1 protein-coding gene is annotated in these 19,241 nt (G+C 63.0%); it reads right to left on the bottom strand.

Annotated elements, in window-relative coordinates:
• Nucleotide 1: 1 nt before the first annotated feature.
• A complete protein-coding gene (locus tag ABL838_RS05805) occupies nt 2-19,087 on the bottom strand; it encodes an Ig-like domain repeat protein (RefSeq protein WP_418124642.1) in 19,086 nt (6,361 codons plus the stop codon).
• Nucleotides 19,088-19,241 lie beyond the last annotated feature (154 nt).

Below are 19,241 nucleotides of genomic sequence, written 5' to 3' on the forward strand. Positions count from 1 at the left end.
TTCAACGCTTGTATGGAAGGTAGCCTTGGAAGTCTCGACTGAACACATTTGGAGATATTTGACTGAAGCCATTGCGCGCAGCACTCAATGAACCTAATCCCGGTTTGAAGTGACCTGACGCATTGTCTATCGAATAGATCTTGCCGGCTCGAATGTCGACCATACCAGCACCCAGAATTTGAGGATCAGCGCCGCCTATCAGGGTGGGATGCGGCATACGAAGAGTGTCACCCAAATCGTTGCGACCCCGAGTTCCAATAATTACATTTTCTTCTCTATCGATCACGTACATGAACTGCCCGTTTGTTTGCTTTCCACCAATACGTCCTGAGTCGGTGACGAGATCCTCCAACCGTTGCGCGGTCGGATTGAGAACATAGCGTCCGTTTTTAAGCACGCCCGCAGCTTCATCAGACGCGCTCATCGATCGATCTACCGAGAAGAGGCGTTTGCCTGTAAGGCTGTTGACTGTGGCGCCCGTAACACCGACTCCCCCGGCAAAGTCGATGCCTGCATTCACATAAGCAGCGCCATCGCTCCCAATCAGCGGCGTCAGCCCTTGTGTGAGTAATGATTGCGCGCCACGCCCGTCGCCACTGCCAAAGAAGCGCCGGTAGTCGGCCACCGCCGCATCCGTCTGTTGCGCGGACAAGATACCTAAACCAACAGTGCCCAAGACAGTTGGACTGGTGAATGCTGCACCAACAGCTGCGGTCCCCGCGCCGAGACTGTGACCCACGCCCGCGACAAAGTCGTTGCCGCCACCATTCCAAGCAGCGCTCACCGCCTGACCCAGGCTGACATCGCTGCGATTCCAATAGGCGCTTGCAGCGCCCATGATGTTGTCCAAGCCGGATTGAACGGGTCCAATGGTATCCATCGATCTAGCAGGCAAAAGGTCGACAGTCGCATCGCTCAGTTCCCGCGCGATCATGGACCGATAGCCAAAGCTTCCCTGGAAGTCGCGTGGATCCCGGTAGTCGATGTAGCCACTGGTGTTCGCGGTGGTCGTTGCCTGCGCCTTCTGTGCATCGGCCACAGCCTGCAGCCGGGCGTTGTCGTTGTTAAGCGCACGCTGCCCCAGCGCCGAGTTGTCACCTAGGCCATTCATGGCCCCAGGGATGACGTAGTCCTGCCTCGCGTAGATGGTGCTGCTTGTCAGGCCATTGGCCCGCATGAAGTTGCCAACGGCCTGCGGATCACTGGTCCCCATGATCGAGGAGATCGTGTCGCGCGACTGTGCTGTGTACGGCGTGGGCTGCCTCAGCTCCGCCACGATCTGCGTGATGCCCTTGCTGGCGGGAGCGTCGTCACCCAGCGTGCTTGGCGCGCTCCAGTTCACCTGGCTTTGGAAGCCAAACGGGTTGGCGGGGTTGTAGCTGCTGCCGCTGGTGCTAGACGTATCAGCGAAATACCCCAAGATACGCGACTTTTCGTCGGCACTCACTGGCCCTGGACTGCCGCTGTTAGCTGCAGCCAAGCTGTCCCCCAATGCATTGCCAACAGTCGAGCCGACAACGTCCGCCATGACCCCTGGCAGTGCCCGGCCCACGCTCCCGCCACGCATTGCTGCGTTCATGATTGCGCCAGCCATGTTCGAGGCCAGACTGCGAGAGAAAGCATCGAAGGACTTCGGTAACACCTGCTGCCCCACCCAGGCCGACACAGCCCCGCCTGCTGCACTGGCGGCTACGCCCCGCCAGTCGAACTTTTGCTGCAGCCCTGTGACCACGGCAAGTCCCTGCGTGGCGATGTTGCCAGCGGCACCGCGAATGGCGCCATCGATGAATGGGTTGCCCACTTGTGGCAGGAGTCCGGCTGTATTCAGTGCGCCGCCTACGGCCCCCCCGATAGCTGCCAACCCCACCGCCTTCCAGCTGAAGCTGTCCTGCACCCCCATGGCAATGCCTGCGGTCTGGCCAGCAATGGAGCCTGCAGTTCCGGCTGCTGCAGACCCGGCGATACCCCACCCCATGTAATAACCCGTGAAGTAAGCCACCACGACCGTCACGACGACCTGGATGATCTGCCCAAGGCCCCCGCACCCGCCGTCCTTCCCCCTGGGAGCAGGCAGCGGATCCGGCAGCGTCGGACTCGTGTCCCCCATGGCCTTGCCCGGGTCATAAGGCCGGAACGTGCTGCTGGTGTTGTGCACGTTGGTCACGCGGTTGGGCGCGACCAGCACGGTGTTCTCCACCAGCGCAGCCGATGGCTGCCCATCCAGCCCGTTGGCCTCGGCCAGCAGGTACCACAGCTGCGCGTCTCCCCACAGCGCCCGCGCAATGCTCTCGAGGGTGTCGCCCGAGCGCACCGTATAGCTACCGGGTGCCGCCCCAGGAAAGCCCGCGTTGACCGGCTGGTAGTTCTCGTCGAAGTCCGCCGAGTTCGTGGGCGTGAACTTGCGGTACTTGTCATCGGGGCTCTGCGCTGCCGTATTGCGCGCGAGTTGCTGTGCATAGTCCTCGCGCTCCACGCCGTCGTTGCCCACGTTGCCCACGCGCTTGCCATCGAAGTAGAAGTAGCGGTGATCGCGGCTCTTGCTGGCGCCGCTCACGTTGCCGTCGGCGGCGATCTTGCCGCCGATGAGCTCCTGGCGCTGCAATACTTGCCCTTCCGCATTGGTCCAGTACGAGAAGCTGCGCGGCGTGGTCGCGTTCCGGTCCGTGGCCGTCTTCAGGTGCCCGTTGGCGTCATAGCCGAACACCGAATAGCCCGGCGGCTGCGGCCTCCTGGGGTCGTAGCCCGTGCTCGCTGGATCGAGCGTGATCGAGGACTGCTTGGCGCCGTCCCACCACTCGTAGGCATAGTTGCTGACCATGCGAGTGATGACGACAGCAGGATCCTGGGCACTGGGGTTGAAGTTGTTGAAGGCGTTGGTCAGCGAATCCACCTTCGACAGCGTGCCGTCCTTCATCAAGGTGTAGGCTGTCGTCGTGTCGGACCACTTCCTGCCGTTCGTTCCTTCGGTCAGCCGATGCTCCAGCTCCACGGTGAGCTGGTTGTCCTTGTTCCAGGTGCGGCCCTTCCGTGTGCTGAGTGTTCCGTCCTGGAACCACTCTTCGTAGCGCGTCACGCGTCCCGCCAGGTCGTTGGTACGCCGGCTCCTGAGCACACCGTTGATCGCCATCGTGGTCATGTTGCCCGCGCCGTCATAGTCGTAGACCTCGCGGTGCCCGTCGTTGGCGTAGGTGGCCGCTTTGCGCTGGCCGGCGTCGTCGTACTCGATGGTCGCGCCATCGCCCGACCCGCCGCGCCAGATCTGCCCGTTGGCCATCTGCCCCATGGTCGTGGTGAAGCGGTTCATGCCGTCGTAGGCGTACCAATAGTCCTGCACGTCCTTCTTCTGGTCGACGATGTTGAGGTATGTGCTCTTCACACGCCGGCGGTTGCCGTTGGCGTCGTACTCGTAGTCGATGACGTAGCGGGCATCGTCGATCTTCTTGACGCGGTTGTAGGCGTCATAACTCACCCGCGACCACTGAAACACCATCGCCACATTGCCTGCGGTGGACTTGAAGCCCTCGAAGATCCGGTTGCCGTTGTTGTCGTACTCGAAGGTGCTTTCCGTCGATACGCCCAGATCGATGACCTTGCGCAGGTAGCCGTTGTCGTAGTAGCTGTAGCTGATGTTCTGGCCAGAGGTTCCGGTCTGGCTGGAGATGAGGCCCGACCAGTTGTAGCCGTAGGTGAACTGGTGGCCGCCCAGGTCCTGCTTCCACATCGTGCGGCCGAACAGGTCTTTCTTCAGCGTCTGCGTCCTGCCGTTGGCGTCCGTCGTGGTGTTGATCCAGCCGCCGGTGTTGACGCCGCCGGCCGAGCCGATGCTGTTGTCGTAGGTGTAGCCGTAGTTGACACTCGCGCCCTCGGGCGAGACATAGCGCGTGACGCGCCCCATGGTGTCGTAGTAGGTGCGCTCGCGGAAGGTCAGTGCGTTCGCGTGCGCGATGCGCTGGCCCAGCACGTCATAGTCATAGGTATCGAAGGCGCGGGTGCCATCGACGGGATTGACGGGGCGCCACACCTTCTTCAATCGGTTGTTGAAGTCGTACTCGTTGTTGGTGACCCGAAGATTCTCGTCGGTCACTGTGCGCAGATTGCCGAAGACGTCGTAGCTCTTGCGCACCGCCACCAAGCTGCCTGCCGCTGCACCCGGGTGCCACTCCGCCACGGCTTGCCCGCCCGCGTTGAGCTCCACGGTGCTCTGGTTGCCGTTCGCATCGCGCTTGCCCACCAGCTGCCCGTTCAGGTTGTAGCTGTAGTGTTCGGTAGGCCTTGTCGTTTGCACTTGGCCGTTGGCCAGCGTGACGTCCACGCTCGGTCCGATCTTGTCGATCAGCAGGCCCAGCGTGTTGTAGCGCAACTCGTTGGCGTTGGTGTTGCCGTCGATCTCGCTGGTGACGTTGCCGAACGCGTCGTAGGTCTGGCGGCGCTGGATCACCCAACTGTTGTTGATGACGTCTTCGCCGGGCAGGTTCGGAATGGCCCAGCGCACATCCTTGTTGTCGGCGCTGTTGTTCAGGCGGAAGTAGCCTTCCCCGTTGCCTATTACCGCGCCCGCGGCGTTGTACACGTCGTAGACGAACTCGTATTCCTTGTTCGAGTCCAGGTTGTTGGCGGTCGCATCCCACTTGAAGGCGGTGTTGGCCTTCACGCGGGTGGCCGCCGCCTCGGTGAAGTCCCGTGCCGTCGCACCCTTCTCGCGATAGCGAAGCTTCATGCTCCGGCCTTCTGCAATGCCCGGATCGAAGGTCATCACCTGGTGCTTGATGTTGCCGGTCAGCCGGGCTTTGGTGCCGTCCTTGCTGATCGCGCCGATCGTGGCCTCGCCGGTGGCATCGGTCAGGATGAAGCCGTCCTCGTCGCGGGCCACGAAATGCAACCTGTAGCTATACAGGCTGCGCTTGTCCGGGATGAGGTTGGCGGCATCCCACACCCATTGGGCAATGTCGCCGGCTGCGGAGCGCGGGATGGTGATGGAGCCCCTCAGTCCTCCCGGGCTCAGCGGCTCGTACTCGATCTGCAGGGTGCGGGCATCGATAGGGATGTCGCGGAAAGTGATACTCGAGGGCAAGGCCGCCAGCGGGCGCATGTCATAGTACGAAGTGGCCGGGTTGACGATTCCCTTGAGCCGGTCGACCACCACGTTGCGGTTTGTATCCAGCACTTCGATGATGACGTCGCTCGCGCCACCGTCGAACTGAACGTCGAAGCGCCCTGTTGCGCCATTGGGCCAGTATGTTCTCTCGGAGTACGCCCCCTGGCTGCCTTGCGGTCTTTGCAGCACCCGGATGGCGTGGCCGTTGATCCGCATGCCCGTGAAATGCGCCACGTTGTCGCTGGTGAACACCGGCTGTGCCGGCGCCACCCATGAAGAGGACTGACCCGAGGCCGGGTCGTACTGAATCGACTGGCGACGCACCACCGTGCCGTCCGATTGCGTCACGATCAGCATCATGTCCAGCGGACCCTGACCGTCCAGACGGGTGAGGTATGAGCCATCGACTGCAACCCCGTTCAGGCTGGAGCCCCCCTGGCCGGCCTTGAAAATCGGCAGCGTCTGCGAGAACGGACCGTTCGAGCCGCGCGGTCGGCTGTACAACTGAATCGTGTCGGTATCGCGCGCCTCGCCCCCGGTCAGGCGCATGAAGGTGCCGCTGAGCGATCGGTTGATGTTGGGCCACGTCGGTTGGCGCACGTTGCCATTGACCACGACGATGTCCTGCCCACTGGCAGTGGTAGCGATGACCCTCAGCGGAATGGGCAGCGCCGCGTTGGTGGCCAGGCCGGTCAGGAAATACATGCTGACCGGAGGAAACTGCGAGTACATCGGGCGTACGGTCACTGGCCAGTTGGTGATCCGGCCCAGATAGCTGACCGCCATGCCCACTTCCACGCGCCACGTCACGGCGCCGTAGAGGTTCTCGATACCCGCATGCCAAGCACCGCCGCCTGCACCAAGTACGACATCCGTCACACCCTTTAGAGTGGAACTGATGTTGCCCGCGCCGCCCTTTGCGCCGGGCACCTCCCAATTGGCGATGCTGCGCACGATGCCTCCGCTGACAGGCATTCCCAGCGCACCGACCTGGCCTGTGGCCGATCCGTCGGAAGGCCCAGCGATCCAGGTGGAGTTGGCTTCGGCCAGCGCCGGCGCCACATCGATGTCCAGCCCGCCGAACTTGCCCGAATCCACATTGATGGGCGCTGCGACCATCCGCAGGTTCGGCCGCGACGCATCCATCTTGGGCTGCATCACGCTCGCGACGCGGTTGTTCTGGTCGTAGGACGTGATGGTGATGAGGATGTCCGGGTTGGGGTGGGTGCCGTCGCCCGCGATCTGCTCCCACGTCATAGCGCGCAAGTCCACGCGCTGGGACTCCAGTTGCAAGGTGGCATTGCCGGCGAGGTCGTACATCCAGGCCTTGTTCACGCCGCCCTGCGCGTTGGTGCGCCACAGGCGCCCGGCCTTGTCGTAGTCGTAGTACTCCTGGGCTTGACCCTGGGCGTTGCCGCTGCCGGTGCGCTTGCTGGTCAGCTCGCCGAAGGCGTTGTAGCCGAGCGTAATGGTGTTGGCCGCGTCGAAGACCGGCATGTTGGCCGCATCGCGCAGCCCCGTGAAGCGCCGCACCTCGCGGTTGGCCGCGTCGTAGCCGATGCTGGCGATATCGCGCGAGATCGCGCCGTCCGCGTCCATGCGGTCCGTCATCTGGGCCGTGGTGTTGCCGTTGGCGTCGCGCCCATAGCTGATCGTCTCGCCCTTGGCCGTGGTCATGAACGTGCGCACGCCGGTGGGGTCGTAGCCGTAGGCCACGATCTGGTCGTCGCTCTCCACGGTGTTGTCTGTGCCACGGCGGATCTCGCGGCGCACGTTGCCCAGGCCGTCGTACTCGTAGTCGGTGGCCTGGCGCACCAGCGTGCCGTTGAAGTCGGTTGCACCCGGGCGCTGCGCGCCCAGCAGCCGCCCGAGGGCGTCATAGCGCACGTCGCTGCGCTGACCCTTCGCGTCGATGGTTGCGCTCTTGTTGCCCATGGCGTCGTACACGGTGTGCTGGGTAGCGGAGGTGCTGGCTTCGCTCAGAGCACCGTTGGCCGCGACGCTGCCATAGACCACGTTCAGCCTGGACTCGCTGAGCACGCGCGCGTTGCGGTCGTACCTGTACTCGGTGATCTGGTCGCCCGCGGCCGGCCTGAACTTCGCCAGCACGTCGGCCATCGCCGTGCTCTCGCTCAGGCTGCCAAGCTCGATGCCCTGCAGATAGCGCGTCTGGCGCAGCACGGCGCCATTGGCGTCGCGCTCCCAGCGCACGCCGTAGCCCATGGCATCGACCTCGAGCACCTTCAGGCCGAGCTTGTCGTACCAGACGAGGGTGGCCGCGTCCTTGCCGTTCTGCTCGCGCACGACGTTGCCGTTGGCATCGTAGAAGCTGCGCTTGACCACATCGCTCGTGACCGCCATGTTGTATTGGTGGCCCTTGGCGTCGTAGTCGCCGGACTGCACACCGGCGATGGTGCTGCGGGTCACCCGGTTGTTGGCATCGACCTGGTAGGTGGTCAGGCGCACGTTGGCTGCGTTCACCGGTGTGGGTAGCGCATCGCCCACCGGCAAGACCAACGCGTCGCCGTAGACGCGCTGCGCCATGACGTTGCCGGCCGCGTCGTAGCTCCAGGTGCTGAGCGTGCCGGTGGCACTGGCCTCGGCCACCTTGCGGTTGCTTGCATCGAACCAACTGCGCGTGCGTCCGCCGTTGGGGTCCACTACGGCAATGAGGTTGCCGCTGGCATCGTAGGCCTTGGTGCGCATGGGCGCGATAGTGCTCCAGCCTTTGCCATCCACGTAGATGCTCACCTGCGCCTGGCGCTGCTCGACCTCGCGGTTCAGCGCGTCATACCTGAATTGGGTGATGCGCTGCTCGGGCAGGCCGGCCGCCTCGGTCGTGGTGGTCTTGTTGCCGAAGGCGTCGTAGGCGTACTGGTTGACTACCGCCACCGACTGTCCGGCGGCATTCCTGCTCGTGATGGGTAGCTTCTCGCTGGTCACCCGGCCGAGCTGGTCGTAGCTGTAGCTGGTGACGCCGCCGAGCTTGTTGGTAAGCGTCTCGCGCTGGCCCAGGGGGTTGTAGGTGTAGGACTCTGCGTTCGATTCGGCGTCGATGGTTTTCGTAAGGCGCCCGGCGGCGTCGTATTCGAAGCGGGTGATTGCGTCGCTGGGGTTGGTCCCCGGCAGCGCCGGTGGTTGCGCGATCCCGTAGGTGCCGCTGACTCTGTTGAAGTAGCGCTTGACGCTCAGCGTGTGTCCGAGCGCATCGTAGGTGGTGGCGGTGGCATAGCCCTCGGGGTCCACGCTCAACGTAACGCGGCCGGCGGCGTCGAAGTAATAGAGCGCTGCGTTGCCGCGCGGATCGGTGATCCTCACGACATGGCCGTTGGCGTCGTACTCGGAGCGCGTGACGCCGCCCAGGGCGTCGGTCACGCTGAGTTTGTGGCCAGCCGCGTCGTAATCGGTGGTCGTCGTGTACAGGGCGGCCAACGCCTGTCGCTGGGCCGTGCTCAGGTCGGAGGCCTTCAGCGCGCCGCCCACGGCATTGACGTACTTCAGTTGCAGGCGCTGGGTGAGCGCCCAGGCGCTATCGCTTTGCGAAAGCTCGACGCCGCGCGCATCGATGGTGCGGGTCAACCGACCGATGCCGTCGTAGACGAACTGGGTGGTGGCCGCCTCGGGCTGCCCCAGGGCCTGGGTCTGGCTGGTGCGGTTGCCGGCCGCGTCGTAACCGTAGGCGGTGATCTGCAGCGGCTGGCCGGAGGTGGATGCAAGCTGGACCGCTGCATCCAGTTGGGCCTTATGGGCGTTGGTCGTCGTCGCCGGTACGGCCACCGGGTAGCGCACGACGTACGTCAGGTGACCGCTTGCGTCGTACTGGCGCTGCACGGCGTAGCCCAGAGCATCGACGGTGAGAGCCTCACGGCCCATGCCGTCGTAGAAGATGCGCGTGCGCTGGTCGCGCGCCGTATCGGCCCGTGGTGCTGGCGTGGTGCCGGCCGTCCATGTAGCCAGGTCGATGGGGTTGGCCCAGGCCGTGCGTTCGGTGATGTTGCCCTTGCCGTCGCGTACAAAGGTGACGACGGCGCCCATCGCATCGACCGTGGCGCTCAGGCGCCCGCTCTTGTCGTAGACGCTGTATTGCTGCTGGTCTTTCCCGGGTGTCTCGGTGACCAGAGCTTGCAGTTGGTCTATGGTGGGCGTTGCGCCGAGTCCTGCCATGCTGATTGGCTTTGCATAGCGCGTGATCAGTGTGATTCGGCCCGCTTCGTCGTAGCTGTTCTTCTCCAACTGCCCCAGAGGACTTAAGGTATAGACCAGACGCCCGGCGGAGTCGTATGCATAGCGCGTGACCTGACTTTGTGTCTTGGCTGCAATGAGCACTGGTGTCGCGGTGGTCGGCGTCACGCTGCCTGCGACCTCCGATTGCTCGAGTTGATAGGCTGTGACACGAAAAGGACGAGCGTCGTTCGAGGTGAACTTGACGATTCCGAAGTACGCCGTCGAGCGCGACGCTACGCCGGTAGTTGCCACGCGATATTGCTTGCCACCGAGATGCTGCACGACATACGCGAGGGGATCGGCCATGCGCCCAAGTGATGCAAAGGCAAACGAGTTCGCGGCGTCCCGCGCGTTTTCGTTTCCAAAAGTTGGTGCCAAGCCATCTTCCATCTCCACAATCACGGACATTGTGTATGTCGCACCGCGCGTCAATGACTGATGCAACTTATAGGCACCTGCATACCCAAGGCGCGACGGATCGGTCCCGATCCTGAGCGCGCCTGCGAATCCTTCCATCTTCGATGCTTCAACGTCGCCGATCCAGTTCGACGTATCGCCCAACCCATCGGCGAACTCGCTGCCCGTAAAAAGGTTCGTCCCTGCCTCCTGGTCCTTGATATGGGCGCGGCTGATGAGGTTGCCGTTCTTGTCGTAGTTTTGCGAAGTGACATTGCCCACGCCGTTGGTGTGGGAGAGCTGTCGACCGGCACGGTCGTAGACATAGGTGTCGTGCTGGTCTCGGGTAGGTTCTGCCACCAACGCTACGGCGGCGGCCAGGGCAGTCGCCGTTGCTGCCGTTGTCACCGGGACTCTCATGCTGTACGCAAAGCGTTCAGTGACGTTGCCGCTGGCATCGAAGACTTGCCGCACCACCGCGCCGGTGCCATCGATGCTGAAGGTCTTGCGCCCCAGGGCGTCGTAAGTATTGCGCCAGCGCTGGTCGTGCATGTCGTCGGCCGCGACAGGCGGGTCAATGCTGCCGTTCCATTTGCTCAGATCGATCCGCTGGGCATAGGCTCGGGTCTCCACGACGTTGCCAGTGGCGTCGTACCGGTACTCGACCACCGCGCCGGTGGCATCCACCGCGAAGCGCAGCCGGCCATCGCGGTCGTAGCGTCGACTCTGCGTGGTAGCCAGACCCAGCGTGGGCAGCGCGGCCTGCATGGTCAACAGGCTCGGTGCAATGCCATTCCAGGCGGCCGCGGGCACGAACGCGGCGTACGTGGTCTGGCTGCTCAGGCGGCCTTCGCCGTCGTAGCTGTTCTGCTGGACGCCGCCCATCGCGTCGATGGTGAAGGCCAGCCGATTGGCCTTGTCGTAGATGAAGAGGGTGGCGTTGCCTTCGCCGTCGATGGACTTGGCGACGTTGCCCTCGGCATCGTAGGTGTAGCTGCGCGTGAGGTTCAGGCCGAGCGGGTCGACCTGCTCCTTGATGCGCCGTCCGGCGCCGTCGTAGGTGTAGCGCGTGAGCTTGCCGTCGGGCCCCTGGACGCTGAGCGTGGTGCCATCTGCGTCATGGGTGTAGACGGTCTGCAGGTTCAGTCCGATATACGCGCCGTTGGATGGGTCGACGGTCTGGCGGGTGACGCGGCCGTTGAGGTCATATTCGGTGATGGTGACGATGCCAGCGGGATCGGTCACGCGGATCGTCTGGCCCTTGGCGTCGTACTGGTAGCTCGTGGTGAGTTGGAGTCCGGAAGGGTCGAGCGTGCGCGTGAGGAGGCGGTTGGCGGCGTCGTAGCTGTAGATGGTGACGGTGCCCCTGGCATCCGTCGTGCTGAGCTTGAGGCCGGTCTTGTCGTAGGTGGTGCTGGTGCTGACGCCGTCGGGTGCTTGGGTCTGCAGCAGGTTGCCGCTCTTGTCGTAGCTGTAGGTGGTGGTGTTGCCGCGCCCGTCGATGACGCTGGACGTCTGGCCCTGGCGGTTGTGCACGGTGGTCACCGAGACGCCTTCGGGCGTGGTCACCGTGACGCTGCGATCGGCCAGGTTGTAGGCGTAGCTGGTGGTGTTGCCCAGCGCGTCGCGCTGGGTCAGCACGCGGTCGAAGGCGTCGTAGGTGGTGATGTGCTCGGCGCCGTTGGCGTCGGTGGTGGTGACGACGCGGCCGAGGCGGTCGTAGCGCAGGCGGCTGATGTTGCCGTTGGCATCGGTGCGCGTGTCCACGCGGCCGAAGGCGTCATAGCTGGTGCGGCGGGTGATGGCAGCCCCGGTCGAGTCCAGGGTGCTCGAGATCTGCTGGCCGCGTCGGTCGAAGGCGACCGCGTTGGTGACGATCTGGCCGCTCAGGCGCGTCTGCGTGCTGGCGGTGACTTCGCGGAAGGCGTTGTAGGAGTAGCTGGTGGTGTTGCCAAGTCCATCGACCGTGGTGGCTCTGGCACCAGTCGCGTTGTAGGTGCTCAGGACGTGGGTGTCCTTGGCAGGGTCCGCCACTGCGGCCAGTTGTGCCTTGAGCGTATCGGTGTTCAGTCCGCCGGGGGTGGCCGCTCCCAGGGTGAAGACGTTCATGCGAGTCCCGTAGACGATCTGCTCGAACACCAGGCCGTGGGCGTTGTAGCGGCTCTCGGTGACTTCTCCGAGGCCGTTGACGGTGTAGGTCAGGCGACCGAGGGCGTCGTAGAAGAACAGCGTTCGATGGCCGTTGGCGTCGGTGGTGCTGGTGCGACGGCCGGTGGCATCGTAGGTGTGGGTGGATCCGTTGGCTGCCCATGCTGCCAGCGGATCGTTCTGCGCCACGGCGGCGCTGCCGCGGCCGTCGAGCTCGGCGATCAGGTTGCCCTGGATGTCGTAGCGCAGGCGCTGGGTGCGTTCATCGGCCGTGCCCACCGCGGTGGTGGTCTGCACGAGGCGGCCGGCCGCGTCGTAGGTGAAGCTGGTGATCGTGCCTTCCGCGTTGGTGCGGCTGAGCAACTGGTTGGCCGCGCTCCAGGTCTGGGTGACGGTCTGGTCCAGGGCGCTCGGGTCCGGGCGAACGGTGGCGAGCGTTGCGCTTGCGCTGCCGGGATTCTTCGCGGGGCTGGCGTAGCGCTTGGTCTGCACCACGTTGCCACGCACGTCGTAAACGGTTTCGGTGAGGTAGCCCTCGCCGTCGACCTGGCCGACGAGCTGGCCACGGGCGTTGTAGAGGCTGTAGGTGCGGATGTCGTTGGGGCTGTCCTTGGGGCGCAGGCCCGTGAGGTCGCCGCTGGCTCGCGCAATGGCCGTGGCTGCCATGCGGGCCGAGACGCTGCCGAAGTTGGCTGCGCGGTCGGCGTAGCGGATGGTCTGGATCTGCTCGCCTGCGGCGTTGTATTTGTACTCGGTGAGGTAGCCCTCTCCATCCAGTACGCCTTGCAGTTGGCCGTTTCGGTTGTACAGCTTCGTGATGGTGCGGTCCTGCGCCCCGTCCACGCCGACCAGGACACGAGGCGTGTCAGGTGTGCCTTCGACGATCTGGGTGAAGGTGATCGCGCCATCGGCGTTGAGTTCATCCCCCGAATACACGGCGCTGAAGGTATGCGTGCCCACGGGGATCGGGACGCCGCGCAAGGTGGCCGTGCCGTCCTCCATGACCGTAACTGTTCCCAGCAGCGTGGCGCCGCTGTAGAAGCTCACCATGCCGTTGGGGGGCGTCTTGCCGCTGACCCGCGCGGACAACTCACCATCCTTGGCGATCAGCGGGTTTGTGAGGTTGATCAGGGAGACGGGCGAGCCCGTGACCTCAACCCAGGACTCCACGGAGTTGGTTGATTTTTGATAGTTGTCGTCTCCCGCATAGCTGGCGGTGAAGCTGGCCGTCCCGGCAGGCAAATCGCTCACAGACAGAGTGGCCACGCCGTTAACCATCTGCGCCGAGCCCAACACCACACCATTACGAAAGAACGTCACTAGACCGGTCGCCGCACCGCCCACGAAGGTGCTGGTCTTGAGTGCTGCGGACGGCGAAACCCTGGCGGTCAAGACCAGCGGTGAGCCATGGGCGAGCACAGGCGTGGATGGAGTGAGGTCAATCTGGCTGGGCGCTGGTCCCACATTCAAATCGATCGAACGCGTGACGGCGAAGGCGCCGCCCGCATATACCAGCTTGAGCTTATGCACCCCCAATGACATAGGCGGCAGGGTAAAACCGTCCGTGTCGGCATTCGAGAAGATGGCAATCAGGTTCTTCCCTTCGAAAACGCTCAAAGTCCCTGAGGCTGCCTGAGAGTCAAGAGGGGCGTGCAGGGAGATGCGCGCGGAAGTCGGGAATCCGACCACGGCCTCGTGCGCAGGGACGAAGTCCATCGCATTGGCCTTCTCCTCCGGCGATTGGGCGCTAGGCTTCACCGAGACAGTATTCGCGGCCGTGGACCATACAACCCTCCTGTCGGCGGTGTACAGCACCAGAGCGCCGTCGGTCTGCAACTCCAGGGACTCGCCGCCCTTGCCACCAGTGCCGCTGCGCCATACAGCCTGGCCCGCAGCCGTGTAGATCACAAGATCACCGTCGTTCTGGAACACAAAGGTTTCGCCTTGATCTCCGGACGCCTGGATGATCCAGAGATACTCGGCGGCACCTCGCTTGTAATCGGACAGTCGGAGGCGACCACCCGACAGCAATGCCAGCGAATAGCGCCCGTCGGGCGAATAGATGCTCTGCCACATCCGCAGGCTGTCGCCCTTGCGCAAAGATGTATTTTCGGAGGGCCGTTGCAGTCGTATGCCTTCGGCGATCAGACTGCTTGCGTTGTTCGTATCCCCCGAGTACACGGCGCTCAGCATGGCGTCGGCTCCCAACGGCATGTAAATCGACAGTACGGTCACCCCACCAGAAGTTTCGGTTGTTCCCAAGAGTTGGGTCCCGGCGAAAAAACTGACCGTTCCTCTGGGTGCAGCCCCCGCGACGCGAGCGATTAATGAGACCTGCGGGCCAGTTTTCTCGGCCTCAACGGTGATGCTAGTGGGCGAAGCCACCGCCTCTCCATACTGGCCCAAAGGGGTGCTGCTCCGGGCGCTGCTGCCGTCCCCCGAGTACACGGCCTTGAAGGGCGCTGCCGTAACAGTCCCTCTGTAATCGAGCGTCGCGATACCGCCAACCAAGGTCGCACTACCAATGATCGTGGATCCGTTGTAGAAAGTAACCGTCCCGCCGGGGATAGTCGACGCCCCCTGCGCAGCGTTGGCAACCACGGCGCTCAATTTCCAGGTGTTGACGCCAAGCCCGGCCCCCGTTAAACCGGAGAATCGGTGCGGGCCCTCTACGATCTTCAGCGTGGTTGTAGTCGGAGTTACCCCATCAGGGATCAATTCCAAGTAAGACGTGACACTGGCGTGGCTCGCATCGCCCGAGTACTCTGCGCGAATCCTGAATCCGCTCACTGCAGGACTGGCTGTCGTCAGAACAGCCAACCCGTCGATGACGCGAGCTGAGCCGATCGGTGTGCCGTTGTCATCGCGATAGAAGGTGATATCGCCGCCGGCGATTGGACCGTCAAAGGCGGTGTTGGAACCGGGGGGGCTCGGCGAAAAGACTCGGGCCGTCAAACTCAGCCGCGAACCGGCAACACTCGGCGTGTCGAATGTCGAAGTCACGACAAGCGCACTGGCTGCAGGACCTACGTTGACTTCGATCGTGCGTATATCGGCAACAGTTCTGCTCCCGTCCACATGGATCAGATTGAGCTTATGAGTGCCCAATGACATGGGCGGCAATTCGAAACCGACACCGATTATTGACTCCACCTCGTATTTGGGCCCGCAAGCGATCAGCGCCGTTCCTTCGAAAACATACACTGTCCCCCGAGAGAGAAGACCACTGGGCGGAGGCTCTAGGGACAAGAAAGCGCTCGTAGGGAATCCAACTGTGGCCGGCTGCACCGTCACGGAACCCGGAGCGCTTGAGGAGATTGCCGGCCACGCCAATGACGCTGCTACCGATGTCGTGTCCCCACCGGTATTCCAAACAGCGCTCCCGTCTGCTGTATACAAGACCAGATTGCCGTCCGTCTGTAATTGGAGCGATAGCCCCGCTTTGCCATAGGTGGCGGAATTCCATGTCGCTTGGCCCGCGGCCGTGTAGACGACCAGATTGCCGTCACTCTGGAATACAAAACGACTGGCCCCCGTTCCTCCGGTCTGGCTATGCCAGACGGCCCGGCCATTTCCCTTGCGGTCATACACGACAAGATTTCCGCCCCCCTGCATGACCAGTTGATAGCGTCCGTCAGGCGAATAGATGGACTGTCCTGCGCTGAGGCTTTCGCCGGAGCGCAATGACGAGATCAAGGGCGCCACCTGAAGGCTGGGTCCCTGAGCCATCACGGCACGGCCATTGTTTGCATCCCCCTGATACGCAGCACTCAGAACGATATTGGCCCCCACTGGTAAGTAGTGGGTCACGAAGCGCGCCACGCCATCGACAATCGGTGCGCTGCCCAGAAGTTGGGTATCCGCGAAGAAGGTCACCACGCCTGAGGGCATAGCGCCCACGATGCTCGCCACCAACGTGACCGGCACATCCTGCGTAACATTGGATGCCGAGGCGGTCAACAAGATGTTGGCGGCAACTGGAACGGTGTTCCCAAAACGATCAATGGCTGTGGCGCTCCTGGTATTGTTGGCGTCGCCCGAATACGTGGCGCTGAAAGCCGCTGCGGTGACAGCGCCGTCGTACTGGAGCGTTGCTACTCCATCGATCAACGAAGCAGAGCCAATGACTGCGGTCCCGTTGTAGAAGGTCACCTTGCCGCCCGGTGAGGCCGATGTCCGTCCAGCATTTGCGACGACCGCACTCAATATCACGGATGCGCCGCCACCCGAAATCTTCAACGTAGTTGTAGTCGGATTCGCACTGATACTGAGCCAATCGGAATAGACGGTCGCCGTTGCGTGGCTCGCATCGCCTGCGTATTCCGCGCGAATTCTGGTGTTGCCCACAGGAAGACTGCTGGCCCTTAGGGTCGCCACCCCATCCACGATAGAGGCTGTGCCAAGGAGCGCCCCGCCATCCTCGTTGTAGAACCTGACTTGGCCCGACACACCGGTAGCGACAGGCGATTGCGGGCTGGTCAACGTCACCGACAACTCGACCGGCCTGCCATAGTTCAGACCATCACGAGGAGACAAGCTCAATACAGCTTTGGTGAAGGCGCCAATGGTCTTCTTGATTGCCTTCGACACGCTAGCTGGTTTCCAGGCATCGCCCGAATACGCCGCTCGTAGATTGTGGACGCCGAGCGACAAGCGATCCGTTACAAGCGCTGCCTTGCCGTCGATCACGGTCGCGCTACCAATGACCGTCTCGCCGTCGAAGAAAGTCACCATGCCTCCGGGGGTCACACCTTCGATGGCGGCAACGATGGTGATTGGCTGCCCCAGTACCGTCGGCGCGCTGTTGTTCAAGCTCAGCGTGATACCCCCGACGGTTTCAGGGTCTACACCCAGTTCAACGTCGGCCCCCTTGATCAGCGGGGTCACGTCGATCGGGTTAGCCAATTGGGTCGCGCTCAGAACGCGCGATGCCCCGTCGTAAGTCGTCTGCGTCACATACCCCGACGCATCCACCTGCCAAGCTAGGCGGCCCGCGTTGTCATAGAACCGCCAGACTTTCTGGTCTTGAGTCACGCCTGCTGGCCGCAGTGCCTCCAGACTCGCTGTCGTACTCGTAGCACTCCATGCCGTGGTCGGTAGGTTTGCCCCATCTACCAATTGCGTCAGCTTTGCGGCACTGAGCTTCGTCGCATAAGCGATGGTCTGACGCAACTGCCCGCTGGCGTTATAGACATACTCGACCAGCGCCCCCGTCGCATCGATGTCGGCGATCTTTCGATCCGCCGCGTCATAGAGCATCCACTTGCGCACCCCCGTCGGATCCTGCGTCATCAGCAGGTTGCCATCCTTGTCGTAGACATACGAAGTCGTGCCGAGGACGCCGCTGCCGGCACTCTGCTGAGTCACGCTCACAAGGCGCCCCGCCTTGTCATAGGCCGATACGGTGACCAGCCCGCTGGCAATGGTCACGCAGGTCTTGCCGTTGGCGTCGTCATAGCTGGTGATCGTGGTGTTGGGCGTGGTGCCGCCATCCAGCGAGGGCGCGCTGATCGACAGCACCCGGCCCAGGCCGTCGTAGACGTAGGTGGTGGTGCCCGCGCCCGGATCGATGCTCTTGAGCAGCTGCCCGTGCTGGTCGTAGACATACTGGGTCTTGGCCGCCGTGGCGGCGACACCCGCGCCCGATGCGTCGACCTCGCCGTAGGTCGTGGAACTGCTCAACGCGCCGCGCGCATCGTAGACACGATCGGTACGCTCGGTGCGCTGCAGGTCCTGACCACCCGCCCACGCGCTCATTTGCGCTTCCGTAGGCACGGCGCTCGCGCCCAGCGACGCGACGTTGTAGCTGCCGCCCGTATAGCGGACGGTTGCCAGAGTTTGGCCATAGCTGTTGTAGCGGTGCTCGGTGACGCCTCCCTTGGGGCTCAGGACGAAGCGGAGCAGACGGGGGGTGTCCTGCGCGTAGACGTAGCGCGTGATCTCCGGCAGCGATGCCTGCTGGCTGAATGCACCACGACTGACGGCCGCATCTGCATAGACGGTCTCGGTCAGCAGCTGGTTGGCCGCGTTGTAGGTTCGAGTGTGGAGGTTGCCCGCGGAGTCAGTCTCCTTCAGCAGATTGCCATTGGCGTCGTACTCGTAGGCGACTTCACGGCCTTCCCCATCGGTCACGCCGGTGACGTTGCCGGTGGCGTCGTAGCGATAGCTGATCTGCGACAGCCCCGAAGGATTGCCAGCGGTAACGCCTTGGCGCATCTGCAGGAGCTGGCCTTTGGGGTCATACAAGTAGGTGCTTTGTGCACCCAAGGGATCCGTGATGGTTGTGGTGTTCTGGGTGGTGTCGTAGCTGAAGCGCGTGATTGCGCCCAGTGCATCGGTAACGGTGGCAATCTTGTAGACGCCGCCAGCCTCCACGTAGCTGAAGCTAAGCTTGGTGCCATCGGTTTGTGTGACCGATGCAACGCGTTTGCTGGCGCCGTCGTATGTGTATGAGGTGACATAGACCTTGCCGTCGGCAATGCTGTTGTCCTCTGGGTTGAGGTCAACGGTCACGCTCGACAAACGGTTGGCGGTGTCGTATGCATAGCGCACTCGCGTGAGCACGGTGCCCTCGGTGGTCGCGGTGCGCACCTGGGTAAGATTGGAGCCGCTGTAGTCGAGCCAGGTGGTTTCGCCGTTGGCATCGACCATGCGTTGCAGCGTGCCATTGGCGTTGTACGTATAGCTGACGGTATTGCCGGCAGGGTCAGTCACCGAAATCAGTCGACCTGAACCAGTGCTTTCGTAGCGCTCGACAAGGCCGGTTGCACCGTCAGTCCAGGTGTATCTAGCGTTGGCGGAGTCGTAGCCGATGGTGTCGAATGCCCCAGCGCCTGCACTGCTGACGTACAGGTTTCTCGCCGCATTCCAGGTGTAGGTGGCGCTGGCGCCATCGCGATCAGTGCGCGCCAAGGTACTGCCGGCAGTGGCGACGGTGCCGGTGAGCACCACACGCTGTCCGAATGCGCCGACTGTCCAGTTATCGCCGTTGTCGTCGTTCAGCAGGCCTTGGCTGTTGTAGGTACGAACGACGTTGATGTCGAGGCCGCGCCCGATAAGCTTGTCGTCGAAGTCTTGCAGGACGAGGTTGCCGTTGGAGACGTTGACGAAGGATTGCTCACCATTGCGCCCCTGTGCCGAAGAGCCAAGGACACCTCTTTGTCCCAAGGTCGCCAAGGAGCTCAAGCTCAGACCCAGACTGTTTCCACTGACGATTGCGACCATGACGGTTTCACCTGATGTATGGTGAACCGCCAACTGGCGACCACGGACCCGTGAGGGCCCCTTGATGGTCGAGCCGGCAAACCTTGCCGGTCACGGTTCTGATCAATACATCCGGCTGGCGGCGAATCTGTTCAGCAAATCCATCAGGCAATTG

The organism is Variovorax sp. 160MFSha2.1 (assembly GCF_048305075.1).
GTDB classification, from domain to species: Bacteria; Pseudomonadota; Gammaproteobacteria; order Burkholderiales; family Burkholderiaceae_C; genus Variovorax; species Variovorax guangxiensis.

What these genes read in the sequence shown, in the direction of transcription:
- ABL838_RS05805 (WP_418124642.1), bottom strand. Translation starts at nt 19,087, where the DNA reads ATGGTCGCAATCGTCAGTGGAAACAGTCTGGGTCTGAGCTTGAGCTCC.